Here is a 22,541-nt window from a genome sequence, read left to right as displayed (position 1 = left end):
ATAATATTCAGTTATTTTATCTAAAACTTGTTATAGCAACAATAATTACTGACAATACAGATGCCAACACACTAATGGTTTGAACCTGAGCAGAATTAGTCGCTGCAACTTTTCGCTTATTTGGCTCTACATAAACAACATCATTTTGTCTGAGATAGTAATATGGACTATTAAATATTTTTGATGAGTTTAAATCTAAACGGGCGAATTCCTTTTTACCATTATTATCTCGTACAATAAGTACATTATCTCTTCTCCCATAAATTGTAAGGTCTCCAGCTAAACTTAGGGCATCCAAGATAGATACCTTTTCATTTGGTAAAGTATATGCTGATGGAGCTCCAACTTCACCTAAAACACTAACTTTAAAGTTAGCAAAACGAAGTTGTACATTTGGTTCTTTATAAATAGTAGATGCTTTATCCCTAATAAGTTCCTTAGCCTGATAAGTAGTTAGGCCAGCAACTTTTAGTTTCCCAATTAAAGACAATTCAATTTCACCATTCTTATCAACCAAAAAACCTGTGCTTTGTGTTGATAAACTACTATTTGAACTACCTCCGAGCGCTGGTGTAGCAGATGATTGATTAATAATCGCTCCACTTTGAGGGTTTAATGTAAATACATTTATATTTAGTATATCATCCGGTTGAATGATAGGCTCTGTAAAAGATGCAGCGTCTTCTAATTTAGCTTGATTAACGCTTTGGATATCCTGAAAATAGGCGATTTTTTTATTGCTTACACAAGATGTGCCTAAGCAAAAAGCAACAAGTAACATGTAATAAAGGTACTTGTATCTGTTTAAATTGTTTTTGTTCATAGGTATTTAGAGGTGGGCCGTCGAAATTTTATATAAATATCCCAAGTCGTAATATTAATGCTTAATAGATTTGAATAAAATTATTTTCAAGACGAATGCAAACTTAATCATTTAAATGTAATAACAAAAAAGGGATGTTTTGACTATTGATGATTTAAATTGTTTTGTCTTTAAACGATTATTATTAATTGAATAGATAAACTATGCCAATCTTTGCATGTACATTATTGACATCCTGTTTATTCCAGTTCCAATAATCTCCAGGAGGCGTACTATCCTGCCATTGATATTGATAGTTTAATGATCGGATATAAGTCAATTGGGCATTAGCTACAAAACGTTTAAAATTCCAGGAGAAGGTACTTCCGATGGCTAGATCAATCCAATGTCTGTTAATATATTGTCTCTTATCTCCAGATGCAAAAGCAAATTCATAAAAAAGATCATTATCATTTACCTTACGTTCCAATTGTAATCCGATTCTTTTTAATCCTTTAACCCAACTAACATCCAGTGTTTGTAAATTACTTCCTGGTCCAATACCAGCACCTAAAACCTGCCCTTGATTGGTATAACCATCTAAGACTTGGCCATGAATATACCAGGTTGGATAGTCTCTTAATTGCGTGGTAGCACTTCTTTCCAATTGGGTAAGTTCAACGCCAACCTGAATAAATTCATCAGCTCTTTTTAGCGGAATTAATTTTCGCATCCCAACTACATATGCCCGGGTATGCTCAGGTTCCGCTAACGCATCTCGTAAATCATAAGAGTGATCGTTTCTTCCAAACTGAAAATAAACTTCCGCTTTACTTTCGGTAAATACATATTTAGTGAAAAAAGAGATATACTGATCTCTTTCAGCTGCATCTTCGCTATAGGTCCCTTCAGGCGTCACATAGCCAACTTTCTCTACCTGGGAAAAAATCGGAAAATAATCTCCAAATTTATTACCCATTTTTGATCGGTTTACGACAAATGTCCTGTCAAATCCCAAGTATAAACCTGGAACCCATTTGGGTTGATAAGTGAGTACCATGCCAGAAATATAGCGCCATTCATACGGCTTTTGAAACAATTCATTTCTGATCGCTTGCGGAACAGTCGGATCACGATTTAAAGTGAAACCGGATTGCTCCAACCGTCCGCCAATAATTTGTGCTTCAAAAGAACCAATATAGGTTTTTACAGGCCTTGTCGTATTTAAAGTGACATGCCTGAAACCTGAAGCATTGTTACTCATCAATAAAGAATTCTTTACCCCAGGTCCCCACCATAAATTTTCATTGGAGAATCCGGCTGAAACAGGGCCAACATTTAAGCGGATACTGCTTTGCCCTAAACTTAGTTTCGAGTAGGGCTTGTTCCCCATACGGTCCGGGAGGTCAATTCTATTATAGAAAAACCCTGTAACCGGCGTATTCCAATAGACACCATTCGGTGCATCTGCTAAACGTTGAAATTTCAGATTCTGTGCATATACATATTCTGGCCGGAGCTGAATACTTAAGGGACCGATCTTGGCATAAATGCCTGCGGAGATTTGCGTTTCATAACCTTTGGCCTGTACCATGGAACCATCATTCATGCCATAGGGATGATGGGAATTGACTTGTTGCTGCCAGGCTAAGGGCAAGGCATAAATCTGGGTTTTGAATTTGGGATTGCTATACAGTAGCTTCCTGAAATGAAGTAAAGAGTAGCTGCTGTCCGGATCCAACGACAGGTCATTCCGGTCCGACATAAACATCGGCCTGATCATATAGGAAGTATTGGAGCTGTCTTTACCCAGCAATTGCTGCCTCCTGTAGGCATCTTCCACATTTTCCAATAAACCTACCGGTAAAGTCTGTGCAGAAACCCAGCTACTCAGAAAAATCAGCAATAAAAAGGGATAAAATATCCGCATAGTCATGATATGGTTTTGTTACAAGAACGCTAAAATGCTCGCAAAGGTATGTAAAGTTTAGCCGGATGAGAAATTTTTTACCAGTTTGGCACTTTTACAACTTTGACAGCTAAGTCGTTTTATTCGTTTTAGCGTTAAAAAAATTGATGGAATCTGAGTTTTTAACCGATTAAATCCGTTTATTTGAGAATTAAAATTTCGCTGACGCTTTAACCGGAAAACCCCTTGAATATCCCCATTGCCATGCTCCATCATGTAGCAGAACAGCCTCACCCGAGTTTGCAGACCTGGTGTATCAGTCATGGTAAGTTTCTGGAATTTTTAAACTGCATTGAAGAACAGCAATTGCAAACCACCACCTTTCATGAAATCGTCAGCCAGAAATTCACCGCAAAAGACTTAAAAAACCGGATCATCATCACCTTTGATGATTGTGCAGCCGAGCTTTTTGAATTTGCCATCCCTGAATTGCTGAAACGCGGCATGAAAGCGGTGTTTTATATGCCTTCCAATCATATTGACGGTGAAAACACCTGGGATATTGAAGAATTTGCCATGAGCAGTGTAAAACTCATGAATCTTGATCAACTCCGGCATTTATTGGCACTCGGCATGGAAATAGGGAGCCACGGCGAAAACCACATCCGGCTGAACAAGGTAAGTGAAGCAACGGCTTACCAGGATATTGCCGGTTCGAAACAAAACCTGGAAAGCTTACTGCAGTCCCCGGTCTATTCCTTTGCCTATCCATACGGCAAAATCCCGGCGAAACATCAAAAAATGCTGGTAAAGGCCGGGTATACTTTTGGCTTATCCATTTATACTTCGGTGGAAACGCGATATACGCTCCGGAGATTTGCCATTAATGAGACGGATGACTGGAAAATCATCACGATGAAACTCGGCAAAAGATACCGCCTTATGCGGGCCTTATATGACCCCATTTTATTATTGAAAAACCGGGTAGTGAAGGATTAAGGCATCAGTTATGCCTGTCAGCCAGCTAAAACAGTGATAACATGCTTGTTTTGAATTAGGCTGCTCCGGAATGACAGCAGGTGGCTTATCCCTTTTCAAAAGGATAAGGCGTATACCCCGGCAAAATGCACTCTCAACATCAGTCTCTGCAACCGGTCAATCCAAAAAAGCTGATAGCATCATTATTCACGAAGATTTGTCAGGTGAGCTTGCCGAAAAACGGTTAAGTGTTTTTTTATCAGTCTTCCGACAAGCTCAGGATGACATTTCGAATTTGGCATACAGCCCTTTACCCCCTTCAAACCCCAGGTTATCGATGTCGGCGGAGGTATAAACATCCCGCTAAGCAGCCCACAAACAGGCTTACCCTTAGCCATGCCGGAATAGTCGGCCTGGTTTTTACCTGTGCCTTCTCCACTTTGCGGTATTCCTTTTTATCCTTCACCAGGTTTGCCTGTTTCAGGTGGCTCACACTGTTTGCTGCAAGCTGCTGTTGCATGTTGCGTTGCTGTTTCCCTTTCAGGATCACTTTTGTAGCCATCCCCTGAAAACCCCTTGCGGCATCATAAGTAAAGGCACCTACAGGTATAATCTGCACCTCGTACGCTGCGCTGCTACTGTCAGTAATGAATGCGGTATGGCTGCTTTGCCGGGTTTCATCTGTATGGCTGTAAGTGGCGGTTTCGCGTTGGCTGATTTGTTCACGGAACTGCTGTGTACTTTTCAGGCTGCCACAGGCGCAGCACATGAAAGGCAGCAGTAGAAACCCAACATTATTCATGCGCATGGTTGCCTCTCTTCTGTTTTGTCCAGTCGGCAAAAAGATGGATGCTTTTTACCAGGCGGCGTTTCCGGTATACCCCATCACCTTCGCGGCTGCCGTCCACATTGGTATTGCCTTCAATGCTGATGAACCAATGGCCGTCCTTTTGTGCAACTAAACCACAATGCGCAATTCTTTTAAGTGCCGGAAAGTAGACGCCAAACAGGGTTGCAGGTTTAATGTCGGTGGTCCGCCTTCCAGCCGGGAATAAAGCCGGGCTCCAGGCAGTTACCGGCTGGCGATAACCAGCCTGACCGAAAACCCAGCTCACAAAGGCAGCACACCATGGATTTCCCTTTTTTAAACCCGTATAGCGCAGATAGGCTTCTACCTGGCGGCCGTCGTTATGGCCTGTGGCTTCCCTTACCCCGATCTGCGATTGCGCAATGAAAATAACAGCGGACTTAAAGTGATGAGAAGGTTTTCTGCAGTCGTTATTTTTAACCACAAAGGGCACAACGTTTTCAACAGAGAAACACCGTGCTTTTTTAATACACCATATCTGCTGACTTCGGACTTCCAACGCCCGACTTCCTAAAATACGGCTGCTACACAAGCAATGCCCGCCAGTAAAAACAAGGCAAACGATGCCCAGTAAAACCCTAATTGTTGCCATAATGCTAAAGTGTTAAAATGTGAAACCAGGTGAGTGAAAGAGATGAAGCCCAGGCGATGCCAGAAGTAATGCAGCAGTTGCCAGGCCAGCAGCAGCCAGCCGGTAAAAAGCAGGACGCTTAAATAGATCAATTGCCAGATCCCCGGATCAGGTAAAGCCGTTGTGGCATCAACGGATAGCAATACCCTGGCTAAAGTGTTCCAGCTGACAACAATGATAATGCCGGCAAATGCAATTTCTAAGATATTAGCGAAATTCGCTTCCCTTAATTTTAAAATGAGTGTTTTCATTATGTTTTTATTTAGGAATGGCTGTTTGCTTTGCGGATCAGGTGAAGCTGCACCTTCCGGCAAACAGCCATTCGGGTTAAATGAATAATGGATTAAGGCAGGGTAACCGAACCTAAGTACTGGCTGTTCCCTACAATATCACCTTCACGCTTAATGGCAAAAGCCCAGGTATGCAATACGTCACCCGTAAAATCTGCAGCCATATTGATGGTATAGGTTAAATCCGCACGGGTGATGTTTTCATAAATGAGGTACATCATCTTTGTGACATTTAATACCACCACCATCAGGCTGTCATCCGTAAATGCATTATACCGGTTTAAAATGCTGTTCCAGGTAAGCACCAGGTCATTCCCGGTTAATGTAGCGGCCAATGCATGGAAAACCGACAGTGATCCTTTACTCATTACGATTTTTGAAAAGTCAACACGGTAGTCGGGATAATCGCCCTGTATGGCCTGGGTTAAGAAAATCTTTACCGCGGCATTGTAGCCTGTGGTTTTGTTCAGGTTCTTATCGCTAAAACCAATGTTCAGGATGTCCTTAATCGACCTGAGGTAAACCGGTGCCATTGCAAATTTTGTTCTTTGCGCCACCTGTTCTGTAGTGGCTTCTTTACCTGATTTCTTAGGCAAACTTTTTAAATAATCAATGCTGCGCCAGCTGCTGCCGATTACGCTGCCTACCTTTCCTGAGAATGTGCCATTGGCACCTTTTGAATACGATCCCATAATTTTAATTTTTAAATGTGAATAAATGTTGATAACATGGACATTTGATACCGGTATATTTAAATCCATGACGCAAACTTAGCGCGCCGGGAGGCGGCACCCGAATTCCGGACTGAAATGAGCTATATTGGCCCCATTTGGTTTGTTTTGAACCATTAAGGATGGTGTTAGGGGGCATATACCGCACAGATCGCCGGCAGATAAGCCCGGCAGTAGCAGTGAAACCATCATGCAGGCAGGGACGTATACCCTTGCCATTTTCACTACTGTTCCTTTACCCCCGCTTTACCCTGCGGGTAAGCAAAGGGTAAGCAGGGGGTTAACAAAGGGTAAGCAAAGGGTTAACATGGGGTACAGCAGGGGTTAACAAAAGGTAAACCCAGCTGCAACAACAGGCCATACATCAGGTGCGGCCCCGGCGATGGCTTTCTTCAAAAGCGGCCAGTAATTCACTTTTGTAAAAACGATCACCACCAGGCATTTTTATGGGTTTTAAAGTGCCGTCTTTTACTTTGCGCTTATAGGTGGTTTCACTGATTTTCAGGTAATCTTTTACCTCCTGGCGGGTCAATTGTACATCCGTATTACAGGAACGTGGCGGGCTAAGCAGGCCGGGGTTTTCTTTTAACAGCAGATAAATGTTATAAAGGATTTTAATCAGGGTATCGATCTTTTTCATATACAGCTATTGAGGGTTGAAGGCATTAAGAATCAGGGGATGGCGCGCCCTGCAGGGCTTGCACACACACTCGAAATTCGCCTTAAATAATATTGAAATGATGTTTGACCGACACTTAAAATTATAAAAAACCTGGTTCAAAAAATACTTTTATGTTTCAACACAAAGGTATTTTTCCACACCCGGGTAGGTATTACTGCCTTTCCACAAATTTTATAAAAGCCGTTTTGAAGTCCTGAAACTGTTGCCGGGTAATCCTTTTGTCGCCGTCAAATGCAACATCGGGCTTCAAAATCACCTCGCCCTTTTTACTATTGGTGGTATAACTGTCTATCAGGTGAAAAGCAAGGATCACATTCCGGTTTATTTTAATAAAATGATCCGGATCCAGCTGACTTTCCATATCTCTGGTGGTGATGTCTATAAACCAGATGCTGCCGTCTGCTAGTGAAGCTTTCCCGGTACCCGATTGTCGTACAAAGTAATTCAGTTCCTTTACATGGAAAACACGCTTCTTTTTGCCCATTACGCCTTCAAATACCTGTGCCCGCTCAGGTTCCAGTGGTGTCGGACCATAATCGTGGCCAGTCTTAATTTTCATATACCAGCCATTCATAAGGTAAATCAATAGTTTAGCCAATGGAAATTCTGAAAGGAGGCAGCTGTTTCCTTGAAAATCCAGCTTGAAAAGCCACAAAAAAGACTTAATCAGAACCAGGTCGAGATATACAGGAACTAAAGTGCAAAATAGCAACTGATAAGCCAGTCGCCTGTTCCAGCTTAGGGACCACGGACACCATCGATCAAGCAGTATGGAAACCAGATGGATGTAGTTGATTAAGACCATGACGATGGCCACACTGAACAGCAAAGTGATAGATATGCCGGAGGCAACAATCAATTCATTCACCGGACTGATCTGGCCTTCTGCCACGATATAAACAGCCACCAGAATAGCCAAAACAAACCTGGTGTAAAAGGATGGGTAATGTGTTTTTTGGTTTGAAATTGAGTACATAAAATAGAAATATTTATTTTTAAATAGAAAATATATCAAAAAACATATTCAATAAAAAAATACAATATTATTCCTATTCGCTATAATTATTTTTATCAGGAGGGACTAAAAAGTATTGGGGCGGATATTTGACGTTTTCGGACCGTTTGGATGACAATTTGGACGATTTAATCAGCTAATCCGGCTCTTTTATATCAGCGACACAACTGACAGTTTTTTTTAACCGGCAGAGTTGATAAGTTTGATGATCGCAATGTTGCGTGTAAAAAAGATGATGATGAAAAAAATTAAATCAAATGCCGGAGGGCCGCAGCAACTGCTGTCCAAAAGAAGGCCGTTAGTCGTACGTCAGGAACAAAGCAAAGGCACGACTGCCAATGGTGCCTATAGCGAAGATGCGCTGATCACCTAAATTAAGATGGCCAATCCTGTTATTGCCTGCCACAATTGGTTTGACCGACACCCGTTGTGGTAAATCATTCCGGATCAATCCCTACTGCTGATCACATCCCTGATATTTATTTCCGGCTTAAATGAAGCATATCCTTAAGGTTAAAAATTAGCGTAATGATACGACAACCAATGGCTATGTTAACCTTCGTTTTCCTTCATTAATGGCTAAGTTATTAATACTTGCATATCTTTTAGCCATTAAACCGTTTTCATCAAATTCCCAGTTTTCGTTCTCATATGCCCTAAACCAGTTACCTTCTGAATCCTGGAATTCATATTTGAACCTTACTGCAATACGGTTGTCTGTATGCGCCCAGTATTCTTTTTTAAGCTTATAGTTCAACTCTTTTTTCCATTTTTCAGAAAGAAATTTCACAATCTCTTCTCTTCCGTTTACAAATTGGTCTCTGTTTCTCCATTCACTATCGATTGTGTAAGCTTTAGCGATTTTCTCAGGATCCTGTGAATTCCAGGCATCTTCGGCAAACTGGATTTTCTGTAATGCGGTCTCCAATGTATATGGTGGCAGCGGATGTTTCTGTTCCATTATTTTAATGTATTAAGTTATTTATAATTGATTTTGATTTTTCTATGAGTTGATTCGATTTGAACAGTTTACTTTCCATCATGCAGCTTTCGAAGAGCAGATAAATGTGATCCGACATCATTTCATCAGCTATAAGTGACTGAAAAAATTCCAGGAGGTCTACCTTATGTTTCAGGATCGGATTCAAAATTTTAACATGATCACCTGGTATTTCAACTAAAATATTCAGGAAGCTACACCCTCGAAAATTTTCCTTGTGATTCATGTGAATCAAAAAATCAAATGATGAGATTACCTTTGGTTTTACCTCTTTTTTATTTTTTATAAATTCGTACAGTTCATTGAACCAGTACTCATGCCTGGCATTCAAAAACTCGACGCAAAGATCCTCCTTCGACTTAAAATGCTGATAAAAACTAGCTTTGGCAACATATAAGCGCCATCAAGCTATTTATCAATTTTTGAAAGATGGGCAATGGCATAAATTAAATATGATTTTTGACCTTCATTAATAAGTAAGATTCTAAGAGAATAATCCAATAGGTTTTTAACAACAACCCAATGCGGTTCTACCTGTTTTGCACCGGGCACCCACCTCTGGTGCGGCTTGACTTGTTGATTTAATCTGAGTGATTTTTCTAGGTTTTTAAGTTGCTCTTCAATAAAAAAATATTCGTTTTCAGAAGAATGTACATGGAATACTTCAGAAAGGATTTCATTTTGCCTCGAGAACTGCTGAAAAAAAAGATCGTATAAGTTTTTTCTAGCCTCAACAATTTGATCAAATAAATGATTTTTTTTATTGTCATATGCACTAGAAATCCAGGTTCTTTCGACGAAGCCTATGAAATCGATCCATTTGCTTTCAGCTTCGAAGAAAACATCTTTAATTTTCTTTATAATAACAAGTGCAAAAAATATTGATTCACTTTCGTTCTTTAAATCCTTACTGAAGGTGTTGCTAATGGTATTAAAGAATCTGAAGAATGGAACTACCATGCCTCCTCCCCCAAAAATCAATGAGAAATCTATATTAACAGGATAGTGGATTTTGACCGGGCTAATTTGGGTAGAGAAAATTTCTTTGATTTTCGTAATTATAGAGTTGGGAAAATTTTCGCTTTCTACCTGTAAAACCAGATAGAGGGTTTCCGCAGATGAGGAGTCGTCTCCTATTGGTCTTGATCTGAAAACAAAATAGTATATGATATCTTCTTTAATCGTTTTAATAGCATCTTGAATCAAATAATGAACTTTGAAAAAATCATGCGTTCCAAGGAAGTTAATAACCAAATAGTTGAATTTTAACTCTATCAATCCGGAATATCTGCTGTATCCTTTATCTAAAGTGCCCATTGGGACTAACTCTTTCCGGATGAGATTCAGCAAAGCATCAGGATTTAATGAGTGGCTAAAACTTCTCATTTCATTAAGTAGTCTATTTGATAGAGCCGGCGAAAACAGATTCATTTCTCTTGCGAGATGTTTATGGTTGTTAACCCAACGAAAATTTGAGTGAAGATAGTACTGTATGAATGTTCTATAAAGTTCCTGCCCAAGTATCATTTTCTCTTCATCTCTATTATTCGCAGACAAATCGGAAATCAAATTAAGCATGTTTACCTTATATAAGTAAAGCTCATTGTATGTACAAAGGCGAGGTCCATCATTATAAAGTTTTTTGCATTCGCTGATAAGCTGCTTTAGATAGTATCCGTTATCCAAAAGTATCAGGCCTTTGGCAAATGATCCGAGATGGATGCCTGTTCTTGCAAACCAATCATACCATAATATCTCATCAACTTTAGCGACAGGAATATGAACAAGCTGTATTTTTTTACTCTCCCAAAGAAAAAGCTCACTAAAAACGTAATCTCTGGTATAAGTCAGCAGATAAATATCATAATCTGATTCATCATTTGCATTTCCATCAACCCTACTACCTGTTAGAAATGCCACATAAACATCGGGAAATTTTTCCCTAACAAATGTTAGTAATTTTTCTTCAATTTTTCCTGCCATTTACGCTTCGATATCTTCTTTAAAAGTAACATTTCTGTAGCTTTAAAAAAAAATCATATGAAAAATCTAACAGCATTAATGCTCGCGTTCCCAGAAATGGAGGAATCCGAGAAACAATCAACAAAAGGAGGTTCCGATGATTATTCTGGCTGGACATGGGGTAGCGGTGGATGGGTTAATATGAACCAGGATGGTCAGGGAACTTATTATGGCGGTGATTTGGGGACTGGCGCTACAATTAGACCAGATGGCAATAATACGCCAGGAGGACAATGGAGCCCTTATAATGGCCAGCCCAACCCATATGGCGGTGGCGGCGGTGGCAGCACTGGCGGTGGCGATGGTAGTGGTGGTGGTTATGGAGAGGGTACAAATACAGGAACCGATAGCTCGTTTGTTACTACCTTCAAAAATGCTTTTATGGACGTTTTGAGGGATTTTTGGAATAGCCCAACCATGAGGACTTATTTCCCGGATGTAGTTAGCATAAATGTTTCATCAACAGCTGTTCTCGGTGTGGGCCGAAGCGGAACGCTTTCCCTTAACATCATCACACGAGGAAATCCAAGCCTCTCAGCGACATTCACTGAGGGAGTAAAAGCTGGACTTCATGCTGATGCTTCTGTAAATGCTTCTGTTGGATGGATACTTGGTGACGTCCAGAACGCTTCGTTAGACGGGATTCTGGGAAGAGGAGTTGAAGGAAGTCTTGATTTTGAAGCAGTAGGAGTAGGTGGCTGGACATCAAATAATGGGGAGACCGGAATGCCGACATGGGTAGGTATGAGTGTAGGTGCTGGTCCCGGAGATGGCGGATCTGTTGGTACAACCGACACACATCTACTTTATATTAATGGCGTTCCACTAATATTAGATTAATGAAAATAAATATATGGTTTGCCATTGTTTTTTTTGGGTTATTTTTTGGAATCACTGCTGTTATGTATTTTAATGGTCGTAAAGAACTGGAAAGCATAAATTTTAGTGGAACAATTGAAAAGCTTAGCTATGATGAAAAAAACATTCCAGATGTAACAGTTAAAGGTATAACTTATAATTTGACCCCACTAAGAAAGGAATTCAAAGAAAAGGTTAGAGTAGGTGATTTAATAGAAAAAAAAAAGGGGATATCAGTTTATAAAGTTACAAAGCAGCAGACTGGTGAAATAATCAATTTTGCGTTTTAAAAAATATATGAAAAATTTTAAGTGCTTCTTTTGTTACACCATTTGGTGTCTTTTAGTGTGTAGCTGTACTTTTACAACCAGCAAATTAAATGACAAATCAGACCAACTATTAGGAGAGAAAATTACAAGTGATTTCTACAAGGCTATGAAGGAAAGGAATTATAAGAATTCTGCCGGCTATTTTTCAGAAGAATTCTCAAAAAAAACAGATACTGGAAAGCTTTTCAAATTTTATAGAGATTATGAGAAGAAAACCGGTCTGATTAATCGTTCGGCTGTAGTTAGTTGCGAAACTAAATCTACAAAAGAAGGAAGCAATATTTATAAATCATTTGTTGTGATTTATCGGGTTGAAAGATCAATAAAGCCTACTCAGGAAAGATTTATACTTAAATCAATGGGTAACGCCGAACCTAAAATTTATCGATACGAAATTGACGATAAATTAAAATAGCCAATTCTTACTTAATAGAGCTTACGACATCCCATAAGGAATAATTATCGTAGGCTCTGTTTTGCTAACCTTAAAATTCTAAAAAGACTTTCTGAAATGAAATAGTCTATAAAATTATTAGGTATCTCCTTAACAACATTAAATTGATAAAATTACGCTCTTTCCCAAGTGATAGGCAGTTAGATAAAATGGACTGTGGTCCTGCTTGCTTAAAAATGATTGCTAAGTATTATGGTAAATTCTATTCATTACAATATCTAAGAGATAAATGTGGCGCTACAAAGGAGGGCGTCTCTTTTTTAGATCTTAGCAATGCTGCGGAAGAGATAGGTCTTCGTAGCCTTTCCATAAAATGTTCAATTGATGATCTCTTATTTAAGGTTCCGCTCCCAGCCCTAGTTCATTGGAATAAAAGCCATTTTATAGTTGTACATAAAGTTAAGGCGAGTAAAAAAAGGAAAAAAAATCATGATTCGGCGGTAATTCCATCATCACTGAAGAATACTGATGGAACAATATACGTTTCTGATCCGGCGAAAGGACATGTTAAATATGGCGTAAAGGATTTCGCAGACAGATGGATCAGATCAGATAGTAACAATGGAAAGCTAATGGCCTTGGAGCCACAGGCAGACTTTTATCAGAGGCAGGGTGATGAAAAGCTCGAAAGGCGAAAAACCTTTGAAAATTTTATTGGATACTTTACTCCCTATAGAAAAAGTTTCATTAACCTATTCATTGTGATGCTGCTCGTCACTGTTTTACAGGGATTACTACCATTTATAAGTAAGGCTGTTATTGATGTAGGAATACAAACACACGATATCGATTTTATAAATATAGTCTTAATTGCTAACGTTGCCATAATCGTCAGTGTTCTCTTAAGTAATCTTGTTCGTGACTGGATTTTGTTACATGTTACCTCAAGAGTTAACATTGCTTTAATCTCAGACTACCTTATTAAGCTAATGCGTTTGCCCATCACCTTTTTTGAAAACAAGATGACAGGTGATATTCTGCAGAGAGCCCAGGATCATGAGCGTATCAGAAGTTTTGTGATGAACAATTCACTTAATATGGTTTTTTCGGCACTCACTTTTATAGTTTTTGGGATAATTATGTTTATATATAATCCTGTTATTTTCTATATCTTTCTGTCAGGAAGCATCATTTATATAGCATGGGTACTAGCATTTTTAAACGTCAGAAAAAAACTTGACTGGGAATATTTTGATCTGGTAAGTAAAAACCAAAGTTACTGGGTTGAGACGATAGCAAGCATTCAGGATATAAAAATAAATAATTATGAAAAACAAAAAAGGTGGAAGTGGGAAGATATTCAAGCTCGTTTATATAAAGTTAACTTAAGGGTATTAGGAATTACGAATACCCAGAATTTAGGCGCACAGTTCATAGACAGTCTCAAAAATTTATTTATTACATTTTATTGTGCTAAAGCTGTAATCTCCGGAGAAATAACCTTCGGAGTGATGATTTCTACCCAATTTATAATTGGAATGCTCAATGCCCCGGTTGTACAGTTCATTCAATTTATTATATCATTTCAATTTGCCAAGATCAGTTTCTTAAGACTTAACGAGATACATCAATTGGATGATGAACATGAAAGTATCGGCAGCAATAATGTTGATCTGCCAGAAAACAAAAGTCTAATTATTAACAATGTGATGTTTCAGTATTCTCCAAATAGTAAAATGGTATTGCAAGGCTTAAGATTAGTTATTCCGGAAGGCAGAGTGACTGCTATAGTAGGCGATAGCGGTAGTGGCAAATCAACTTTTTTGAAATTATTGCTTCGTTTGTACAAGCCAAGTTATGGGGAGATCATGATAGGAAATATGAATATCAATAATATCAGCTTAAGGCAGTGGAGAGATAAATGTGGAGCAGTAATGCAGGATGGCAAAATATTCAATGATACCATTTTAAACAATATCGTTCTGGATGATGAAAAAATTGATTATAGCAAATTGAAAAGAGCTCTGGAAACAGCCAATATTGCTCAAGAAATTGAACAGCTTCCTCTTGGCTACCAGACAATGATGGGGGAGCAAGGAAGAGGATTAAGCGGAGGGCAAAAGCAAAGAGTACTTATTGCCAGGGCACTGTATAAAAATCCCGATTATTTGTTTTTCGATGAGGCAACCAATAGTTTGGACACCATAAATGAGCAGAAAATTGTAGCGGCTTTAGATGATGTATTTAGAGATAAGACCGTAATCGTTGTTGCACATCGGCTAAGTACAATTCGTAAGGCGGACCAAATAATTGTTATGCAGGACGGCCGTGTAATTGAAATTGGAAATCATGCCTCCTTAATGGAAAGAAAAGGGCATTATAATAGATTGGTTCAGTCTCAAATGGATTTAACCAGCACGGTTTTAGTTGAGTTAGATAAAAATGGACAAAATTAAGTTATGATTGAAGATAAGAAACGCTTCGCAGATGAAAGAACTGAAGAGATACAGCATATTATCGAAAGAATGCCAACTAGTTTTGGAATTTGGGTTTCAGCAATTGTATTCTTTCTTTTTTCATTAATGTTTCTATTCGGATGGATAGTCCGTTATCCTGATATCATAAACGGACAAATTTCCATAAGTACAAACAATTCACCTTTGAAGTTAATAGCAAATAGTAATGGTAAATTGAGATTGAATGGCATTAAATCTTTAGATAAGATAAAGGAAGGGCAACTATTGGCCTATATTGAAAACTCTGCCAATCCAGAAAATGTAATTTATCTGGATAGCATACTTAAACTTTTCAATCCAAATACTGATAGCATTATAACAATACAGAGAAAATTGCCACATAAGTTTTCTTTAGGGGAACTAAACTCCAAATACTATGCTTTTGAAAATAGTCTTCAGGAATTTATAAACTATAAACAAGATAGACTCTTGAATAAACAATCTGATAACTATAAAGGACTTCTCCGAGAACAGAAAAAGGCTATAGCAACTGCTTATAATAGAGTTGAAATGGCAAAAAACAGCTTATTATATGCGCATAAGTTTTTTAGCCGGGATTCTACACTTTTTGTGAAAAAGGTTATTAGCGAGTCAGAGCTTGATAAAACACAAATGAGCTACCTGACAAGTAAGGACGCATTGCAAAATGCCCTAAACAATTTGACCAATGCAATACAAGCAGCCCAGCAAACCGAAAGCAAAATTCAGGAAATAGGCATACAAAAACCTGAAAAAGAAAAGGAACTTCAGATTTCATTAATTTCTGGTTACAATGATCTGTTAGATAATATAAAGAATTGGGAAATAAAGTATATTTTCAAAGCACCTTTCGATGGAAAAGTTCAATTTCTTAAATTTTACCATGAGAATCAGTTTGTTCAGAGTGGAGAACAGATTTTTACTATTGTTCCAAAAGAACAGAAAGCATTTGGACAAGTAATGTTGCCAGCGCAAGGAAGTGGCAAAATTAAACTGGGCCAAGAAGTAATCGTTAAATTAGATAATTACCCATTTTTAGAATATGGATCTATAACTGGTCGTATTGAATCAGTTTCATTAACATCAAATACAACCAAAACTGAAAAATCCGAAGTCGAAACTTATATGATTCTTGTTACTTTTCCTGAGCAACTTAAGACTAACTATGGTACTAATCTTGCTTTCAAAGCAGAGGCAAAAGGCTCAGCAGAAATTATAACAAATGATAGACGTCTAATTGAGCGTTTATTTGATAACTTAAAGTACGTCATGAAAAAATAACTATTATGTTCTAAATCAGACAAACACCTTTCTTTGTTGATTCTAAATAATGCCACCATCACTAAAGCTATAATGTCGGGAAGGAGAGTAGCCAAGTTATTATAATCTACCGCTTTAATGTATCATTAAAAGGAACCTAGCTTACGTAATCAATATTTTGGATAAGGCAATACAAATCAATATCCCTAACGTAATCTCATTGAGCGCGTTAATTTAGATTATATGAGACTTACCTTTTGATAGTTTTCATTTTTTGGTATAAAGCTCAATTCATTTAATATTTTTTAAGCATATAGGCTGCCCGTAGTAGAAAAAAGTGTATGTTTCAATGAAAGTAACATCCTGCACTTCAAGCCAAACTGCCCACTGATTTGATTGCTGGATTTGTCCATCATGGCACTTCCATTCTCGACCGGTATAAACAGCGGTGCCAAATCATAACGAGAAAATATGCGATCAATTGAAAGCCATCTTCGTGCGCAAACCCAAACGGATAGGAAAGTGAAAGATTGTGGCGACTAAAAGGGATAGCAGACAGGAATTCTTTAATCTCGCCCCATCATTTATTACGAAAGCCCTATCAGGTACTGATAGGGCTTTCATATTTATATACTTTAGAATGTTGACTATAGCAGTATACGTTAAACACTTGCAGGGCAAGCCCCAAGCTATTTATACCTGCGCTTCACTGCTGCTGATCAATGCCAGTGCATTTAAAGCGGCCTTGTTGCCATTGAAAAGATCCTGGTCTACCTGACCAGCCACGCCTGTTACTGCTCCGGCTCCCGAATATTGCCAGAATGTGTATGCCTGCCATGAACCAAATAACCCCGGTGGGTTAAATTGGTAAGAAGGCACCCATAAAGGATAATCAGGGAAAGTGACTCCGTTAAAATATTCCGTCCAGAACGATTTTGCGGTATAGATCATCGGGATGCGACCTGTTGCAGCGGAAAGTTGCGTAAGGCAATCCTGAATCAGCTGAACGCAGGCATTTTTATTATTCAGGATGTACTGGTTCATGGCCTGGCTCTGCGCATCATTTGAGCTGACCTGCCATTCAATATCCAATACTGGTGGCAAGGTGCCCGGTGCCCTGAAATCAATGCCGCACGATAAAAAGTTCTGCATCTGAACAGCGGCAGAATCCTGAAAGGTTAAAAAATGGTAAGCACCAAATATCAGCCCCTGCTGCCTGATGCTTGCCATGTTAGAAGATAGCGTAGGGTCTTTAAAACCTGCGCCCTGACTGGCTTTGCAATACACAAACTGAATATGCGGTGATAACTGGGCGAAGTTGATAAGGCCGTTAAAATGACTGATATCCATGCCCTGCGGTACCAGATTATCCAGCACAGCCCAGGTAGCGGGCCCGGCAATGCCGTCGGCACCTAATTGATGATCCGTTTGAAATTGCCTGACTGCTGCCTGGGTACCCGGGCCAAAGTTGCCGTCAATGGCCAATGAATAATTAAGAAAAGAGAGTGCTCTTTGCAGCATAAAAACCTCGCTGCCTGCTGAGCCGATTGAAAGTGTTTGCATGAGATAAGATTTAGATGAATGAATATATTAAGTTTTAACGGGTATTGCAACAGCTATCCGTAAAATGCACTCCCTCCGCTGCTTGTATGAAGAGAAGGGCTTTGTACGGCCGTGGGTGTGTAATCAGGAACGCCGGTTTTTGGTATGCTCTCAGCCTCATTTCTCTTGATCAAGATAGCCACAAATATGCCGCTGCTCATGCCCTGGGCATAAGTCAAGTCTCGCTTAACGCTGGTCAGGCACCGCCTGTTTTAATTTATCCTATTGTATAAAGGGATATGCTTACGCCGACCAGTGTCCATACAAGGTGCTGAAACCGCTGAAAAAAGTGCGCTGCTATGAAAACCAAGTAAAGCCCGTTATGGCGAAGCAAAGGGAAGGCCTGAGGGAGAGCGTAACGCAATATGCGGAGATAGACAGATCATCCTGCGTCCAAAATTGCCTTCTTGCCCTCACAAAAAATGGATGAATTAAGGTTTAAAAATGCCTATTTTCCACATTTGGCCTTTATCATTGGTCACCTCATCTACTGCCAGGAACTGATATTGTTCATTTAATTTTTTCCATAATACCGCATGCTCGGCATAGTAGAAAATGGAAACCATAACAGCACCACCAGGCTTCAGGTTTTTGGCGATAGCAGAAGCCAGTTTATCAAAGGGTTTTTTGAAATAGTAAAGGCATTCATTGAAAACAATGATATCAAATTGTTCATCCAGGCGACTATTATCGAAGTCCATTTGCTCAAATCTGGCACCCGGAAAGCTGGTTTTAGCCTGCATAATGGCAGTATCTGAAATATCTACACCCAGGTAGGCTTCAGGCGGATGAATATCCTGCTGAAGATAATGGTATAAAACGCCTTGTCCGCAGCCCACATCCAGCATACTTCCCTTCCCGTATTGCCTGTAGAATTTGGCTATGCTTTTGTAATGCAGGGCTTCCTGGTCTGCATAAAGATAATCCCACTTTCCATCTTTAAACTGCGCTTCCCAGATATTCTTGCTGACCGGACTTCCAAAACCATACCGGTAAAAAAATTTCCGCAGAAATCTTTGCTTGAAATAATTAAAGGTCTTTTCAATGAGCAGCATGATCCATTAATTTAGATAGGTGTAATAAGCAAAAGGGTGTAGGCAACAGATTAAAAATCGCGGTATAAGTTTCTGAAGGTACTTCTGATCCCAAAGGTAATTAAACCTGTATTTTGCGCCGTCAGGGATGAAGATTCTCTTCTGAGGATGCCGCCAACTTCTGCACGCAGGTTGTATTTGGGATTAATCAGGTAAGAAACCTTTGCTTCCGTAAAAAACAGGTTGGTTTTAATGCCTTGTCCGGTGTGTACGCCATAATCCTGCACCCGTGTCTCATAACTTAAAAAGATATTTTTACCATAGTTTAAGCCTTCCGGATCTTCACCATAATTGGCATAAATCATTTGTCCCTGAAAATCGAACCGCTTATAGCTATAGTTCAGCAAGCCTAAAAATTCCCTGAAATTTGCACCAAAGGGATGGGCCAATGGCTGGTTCATGGCGGCATAATTGGAAACGCGGTCAAAGTGGGCATAGGTATAAGGTTTGGCCGTATTAAATTCAGCCAGGTAGTTTAAGCGGGGCACCTTAAACAGATCGGATCCGCGGAAGCCCAGCTGAATGGCATGTTTGTTGGCCCAGTAGCCCGTATTGGCAAAGATTTCTTTGGCCGTAAATTCATCAAACATGAACTGACCATAAAGCGTGGTTTTGTCTAGAATTTCATATTTCAGGTTAATGCCTAAACGCATTTTATCCGGTGAAGTGGTATTGGCACTCTCCACAGAACGCAGGAAGATAAAGGGGTGTACATAATTAAAGTCAAAGCCTCTTTTTCCTTCCTTCTCTGCATCAGCCCAGGTAACTGCCTGAAAAAAGCCGGCAGAGAAACGTTTGGTGATATTCCAGTCGAGGTAGTGCGCTGCCATCCATTTGCCACGATCGCCCAATCTTCTGTCTTCAGTAAAGCGCTCCGCACCCGGATCAAGCATATAAGCAAAGATGGTTTGGTATTGCACATTACCCAATGAAGTCCTTAACCTTAAGAAGGAATAGTTTGCCGCCACGTCAGAAAGCAACATGGAACGGTAACCATCACCAATAAAATTTTTGTCGTAACCCAGCGCAATATTTAAATATTTATTGGCGGTAAAAGAAAGTAAGGCTGTTGCATAAGACCAATCTTTCGTTTTTCCGTCCAGTTTGCCTGTCATTTCACTTGGCACCACTTTGTTGGTATTGATAAAATCCGTCACATAATTGGCAAAAACACCCTGGTTTTCATAGGCACTGGCATAAAACGAGAATTGCTTCCCGATATCGCCGCCAATCTGGAAACCCCTGGTATTTAACCAGGTTGTTTTACTTTCCTTAAATTCTCTTCCGATCTGAAAATCAGGTAGGAAATCGATGTAAACATGGTAATCATCTCCATTGAAATTGACCAGATGTTCATCAGTGAGTTTTCTTCTTAACCAGCTTCTTTTATTCAGACTGTCTACACCCAGTTTCATTAGCGCCTGGTATTGGCCATTTAACAGGCTGTCATCCGCATAAAAGCCTCTGATGGAACTGTGAAAGCTGGAATTGATATCGTAAACAGCAGAATTTAACTTTTGATAGAACTGGTAGGAATATGGAATTTGCTGATTGGGGGTTTGTGCAAAAGATCCTTCATGTAAGGCAAAGGAAAGGATAAGGGTAACCAATAAGATTAAAAATGGCGTATTAGTTTTTTTCATTCGCATGATCTAGTTCTTCGTAAATTGAATTATTGCTTTTATATTCCTGTACCAATTGCTTCATCAGCACGACCACCTGACGGCTATCGTTTAACCGGGCACAGTCAATGAGTTTATAGATGTGCTGTTCTACATCATTAAAGATATATTCCCTTACCCGCCCGATCATAATTTTATGGTGATGGGTTGGCATGGTATTTTCATTATCATTCAAGAGCTCCTCAAAGAGTTTTTCCCCCGGACGCAGGCCACTGTACTGAATTTTAATATCCTGATTAGGAATTAATCCGGCTAAGCGGATCATTTTCTTGGCCAGTTCCACAATTTTAACCGATTTACCCATATCAAAGATATAAATTTCACCACCCACACCCATGTTTCCGGCTTCGAGCACCAGCCGGCAGGCTTCAGGAATGGTCATGAAATACCGGGTAATTTCCGGATGCGTAACCGTAACTGGTCCGCCCTTTTCAATCTGCTGTTTAAACCTCGGGATCACGGAGCCGTTTGAACCGAGCACATTGCCAAACCTGGTGGTGATGAATTTAGTAATCGGTTTTACATTCAACCCGTTGATGTAACTTAGTCCGTTGCTGAAAATATGGTTATGATTGATTAAGGTATTATTTAAAGACTGTACATATATTTCGGCAATTCTTTTGGAAGCCCCCATAATATTGGTGGGATTTACGGCCTTATCAGTCGAAATCATCACAAACTTGCGTACACCATATTTTACAGAAAGGTCTGCGAGGATTTTGGTCCCCATCACATTGGTTTTAATGGCTTCACAAGGGTTATCTTCCATTAATGGCACGTGTTTGTAGGCTGCCGCATGGTACACAAAATGTGGCTTATAGGTTTCGAACAGGTACTCCATTCTTTTCACGTCGCGTACATCACCTACTGCAGCATGGTAATTGGCATTCTGGCTGGATTCTTCCAGTTCCAGGTAAAGCTCATGCAAAGCGGTTTCCGACTGATCGTTCAGGATGATGAGGCTGGGCTCAAATTTGAGCAGCTGACGAACAATTTCACTGCCGATGGAGCCGGCTGCCCCGGTAATTAAAATCCGCTTGTTTCGGATCTGGCTGCGGATCCCCTCCACATCAATTTCTATGGTTTTCCGGTTCAGCAGATCTTCGATATTCAGGTTTTGAATCTGAGACGACTGCAGCTTGCCATCGATCCATACATTGGAAGGCGGAATATTCAGCACCACCACATCATAGGCCAGGCAGGCATCAACAATTTCATTTTTCACCTCAATAGGAATACTGAAGGAAGCAAAAATAAGTTCGTCAATTTCCCGGTTTGATATTAATAATTTTAGATCCTTTGCATCCAGGATCCTAACCCCGTCAATAGTTTTCCCTACTTTTCGCAAATCATCATCCACAAAAGCGACAATATTTTTATTGATGCGGTTATCATGATCAAAGGTTCTTTTAGTCGCCACACCCGCTTCACCAGCACCGTATATCACTACCCGCATCTTATCCAGATTCAGGTTTTTCACATAGGTAAAGAAATATTTGATCAGCACCCGGTAGGTGATCAATGCTACAAAACTGACTAAACCATATACCACCACGATAATATTGGAAATCAGCATCTTGTTCATGAAGGCCAGGATAGACACATTCAGAATAAATAAGCTGGCACTACTTAATACCACCGCAAACAAAATACGTAAAGTATCCTGAGCACTGGTATACCGGATAATACCACTGTATGATTTAACGGCCAGAAAAACGACAATATTAATCCCGATGGTCACTAAAGCACTGCGGCTAAAAAAGATGACATCTAAATCGGTGATATCAAAATTATACCGAATAAAATAGGCAACTCCAAGGGAGATGAGGCAAATCATCAGGTCAATGATGAATATAAGCCAGCGGGGTACTATATTAACTTTGCTAAACACCGGATTTT

Annotated in this window: 21 protein-coding genes; 7 read left to right on the top strand and 14 right to left on the bottom strand. The window is 39.6% G+C overall.

Going from position 1 to position 22,541, the window contains the following annotated elements; genetic code table 11:
* Positions 1 to 16: 16 nt before the first annotated feature.
* Positions 17 to 823, bottom strand: a complete 807-nt coding sequence (locus tag OQ267_RS03705; RefSeq protein ID WP_265834938.1) for a polysaccharide biosynthesis/export family protein — start codon at positions 821 to 823, stop codon at positions 17 to 19.
* Positions 824 to 1,007: 184 nt separating this feature from the next.
* Positions 1,008 to 2,738, bottom strand: a complete 1,731-nt coding sequence (locus tag OQ267_RS03700; RefSeq protein WP_265834937.1) for a capsule assembly Wzi family protein — start codon at positions 2,736 to 2,738, stop codon at positions 1,008 to 1,010.
* Between the two features lie 219 nt (positions 2,739 to 2,957).
* On the opposite strand from OQ267_RS03700, the gene OQ267_RS03695 reads away from it, so the two are divergent.
* On the top strand, positions 2,958 to 3,710 hold the full coding sequence (locus OQ267_RS03695) for a polysaccharide deacetylase family protein (RefSeq protein ID WP_265834936.1): 753 nt from the start codon (positions 2,958 to 2,960) through the stop codon (positions 3,708 to 3,710).
* 310 nt (positions 3,711 to 4,020) lie between these two features.
* Here the strand turns inward: OQ267_RS03695 and OQ267_RS03690 are convergent, their stop codons facing one another.
* The 6 genes from OQ267_RS03690 to OQ267_RS03665 form a co-directional block, all read right to left on the bottom strand.
* A complete protein-coding gene (locus tag OQ267_RS03690) occupies positions 4,021 to 4,497 on the bottom strand; it encodes a hypothetical protein (protein ID WP_265834935.1) in 477 nt (158 codons plus the stop codon).
* Positions 4,484 to 5,149, bottom strand: a complete 666-nt coding sequence (locus OQ267_RS03685; RefSeq protein WP_265834934.1) for a peptidoglycan-binding protein — start codon at positions 5,147 to 5,149, stop codon at positions 4,484 to 4,486. The genes OQ267_RS03690 and OQ267_RS03685 overlap by 14 nt, the downstream gene beginning before the upstream one ends.
* Positions 5,068 to 5,439 (bottom strand): hypothetical protein, encoded by a 372-nt coding sequence (locus tag OQ267_RS03680; RefSeq protein WP_265834933.1) that lies wholly within the window; start codon positions 5,437 to 5,439, stop codon positions 5,068 to 5,070. Before OQ267_RS03680 ends, OQ267_RS03685 begins: the two co-directional genes overlap by 82 nt.
* 92 nt (positions 5,440 to 5,531) lie before the next feature.
* Positions 5,532 to 6,170, bottom strand: coding sequence for a DUF6266 family protein (locus tag OQ267_RS03675; RefSeq protein WP_265834932.1), 639 nt, complete (start codon positions 6,168 to 6,170; stop codon positions 5,532 to 5,534).
* 403 nt (positions 6,171 to 6,573) lie between these two features.
* Positions 6,574 to 6,849, bottom strand: coding sequence for a helix-turn-helix domain-containing protein (locus OQ267_RS03670; RefSeq protein ID WP_265819589.1), 276 nt, complete (start codon positions 6,847 to 6,849; stop codon positions 6,574 to 6,576).
* Positions 6,850 to 7,042: 193 nt separating this feature from the next.
* Positions 7,043 to 7,867 (bottom strand): LytTR family transcriptional regulator DNA-binding domain-containing protein, encoded by an 825-nt coding sequence (locus OQ267_RS03665; protein ID WP_265834931.1) that lies wholly within the window; start codon positions 7,865 to 7,867, stop codon positions 7,043 to 7,045.
* A gap of 232 nt (positions 7,868 to 8,099) precedes the next feature.
* Here OQ267_RS03665 and OQ267_RS03660 point away from each other — a divergent pair, with 232 nt between their 5' ends.
* Positions 8,100 to 8,279: a hypothetical protein gene (locus tag OQ267_RS03660; protein WP_265834930.1), complete on the top strand. Its 180-nt coding sequence runs from the start codon at positions 8,100 to 8,102 to the stop codon at positions 8,277 to 8,279.
* Between the two features lie 174 nt (positions 8,280 to 8,453).
* On the opposite strand, the gene OQ267_RS03655 is transcribed toward OQ267_RS03660, so the two are convergent.
* Both OQ267_RS03655 and OQ267_RS03650 read right to left on the bottom strand, forming a co-directional pair.
* Positions 8,454 to 8,867 carry a nuclear transport factor 2 family protein gene (locus OQ267_RS03655; protein ID WP_265834929.1) on the bottom strand — a complete coding sequence of 138 codons (414 nt, stop codon included), beginning with the start codon at positions 8,865 to 8,867 and terminating at the stop codon, positions 8,454 to 8,456.
* 447 nt (positions 8,868 to 9,314) lie between these two features.
* Positions 9,315 to 10,889 (bottom strand): nucleotidyltransferase domain-containing protein, encoded by a 1,575-nt coding sequence (locus OQ267_RS03650; protein WP_265834928.1) that lies wholly within the window; start codon positions 10,887 to 10,889, stop codon positions 9,315 to 9,317.
* Positions 10,890 to 10,946: 57 nt separating this feature from the next.
* Here OQ267_RS03650 and OQ267_RS03645 point away from each other — a divergent pair, with 57 nt between their 5' ends.
* The 5 genes from OQ267_RS03645 to OQ267_RS03625 all read left to right on the top strand — a co-directional run bounded on the left by OQ267_RS03645 (position 10,947) and on the right by OQ267_RS03625 (position 16,285).
* Positions 10,947 to 11,768 carry a hypothetical protein gene (locus OQ267_RS03645; RefSeq protein WP_265819584.1) on the top strand — a complete coding sequence of 274 codons (822 nt, stop codon included), beginning with the start codon at positions 10,947 to 10,949 and terminating at the stop codon, positions 11,766 to 11,768.
* Complete coding sequence (locus OQ267_RS03640) at positions 11,768 to 12,076, top strand: hypothetical protein (protein ID WP_265834927.1); 309 nt, start codon at positions 11,768 to 11,770, stop codon at positions 12,074 to 12,076. Before OQ267_RS03645 ends, OQ267_RS03640 begins: the two co-directional genes overlap by 1 nt.
* Positions 12,077 to 12,083: 7 nt before the next feature.
* Positions 12,084 to 12,530 carry a hypothetical protein gene (locus OQ267_RS03635; RefSeq protein WP_265819582.1) on the top strand — a complete coding sequence of 149 codons (447 nt, stop codon included), beginning with the start codon at positions 12,084 to 12,086 and terminating at the stop codon, positions 12,528 to 12,530.
* A gap of 143 nt (positions 12,531 to 12,673) precedes the next feature.
* Positions 12,674 to 14,965 (top strand): peptidase domain-containing ABC transporter, encoded by a 2,292-nt coding sequence (locus OQ267_RS03630; RefSeq protein ID WP_265834926.1) that lies wholly within the window; start codon positions 12,674 to 12,676, stop codon positions 14,963 to 14,965.
* Positions 14,966 to 14,968: 3 nt separating this feature from the next.
* Positions 14,969 to 16,285, top strand: coding sequence for an HlyD family secretion protein (locus tag OQ267_RS03625; RefSeq protein ID WP_265834925.1), 1,317 nt, complete (start codon positions 14,969 to 14,971; stop codon positions 16,283 to 16,285).
* A 672-nt stretch (positions 16,286 to 16,957) separates the two neighbouring features.
* On the opposite strand, the gene OQ267_RS03620 is transcribed toward OQ267_RS03625, so the two are convergent.
* From OQ267_RS03620 to OQ267_RS03605, 4 genes are all read right to left on the bottom strand, one after another.
* Entirely contained in the window at positions 16,958 to 17,827 is an 870-nt protein-coding gene (locus OQ267_RS03620; protein ID WP_265834924.1) for a GH25 family lysozyme, read from the bottom strand.
* Between the two features lie 470 nt (positions 17,828 to 18,297).
* The gene (locus tag OQ267_RS03615; RefSeq protein WP_265834923.1) at positions 18,298 to 18,921 is read right to left on the bottom strand and encodes a class I SAM-dependent methyltransferase; all 624 of its coding nucleotides are present in this window, start codon (positions 18,919 to 18,921) and stop codon (positions 18,298 to 18,300) included.
* A 50-nt stretch (positions 18,922 to 18,971) separates the two neighbouring features.
* Positions 18,972 to 20,603, bottom strand: a complete 1,632-nt coding sequence (locus OQ267_RS03610; RefSeq protein ID WP_265834922.1) for a gliding motility protein RemB — start codon at positions 20,601 to 20,603, stop codon at positions 18,972 to 18,974.
* Complete coding sequence (locus tag OQ267_RS03605) at positions 20,590 to 22,533, bottom strand: polysaccharide biosynthesis protein (protein ID WP_265834921.1); 1,944 nt, start codon at positions 22,531 to 22,533, stop codon at positions 20,590 to 20,592. Before OQ267_RS03605 ends, OQ267_RS03610 begins: the two co-directional genes overlap by 14 nt.
* Between the last annotated feature and the right edge of the window lie 8 nt (positions 22,534 to 22,541).

This window comes from Pedobacter sp. MR22-3 (assembly GCF_026240075.1).
Taxonomy (GTDB): Bacteria; Bacteroidota; Bacteroidia; order Sphingobacteriales; family Sphingobacteriaceae; genus Pedobacter.
This window is presented reverse-complemented; position numbering and strand designations above follow the sequence as displayed.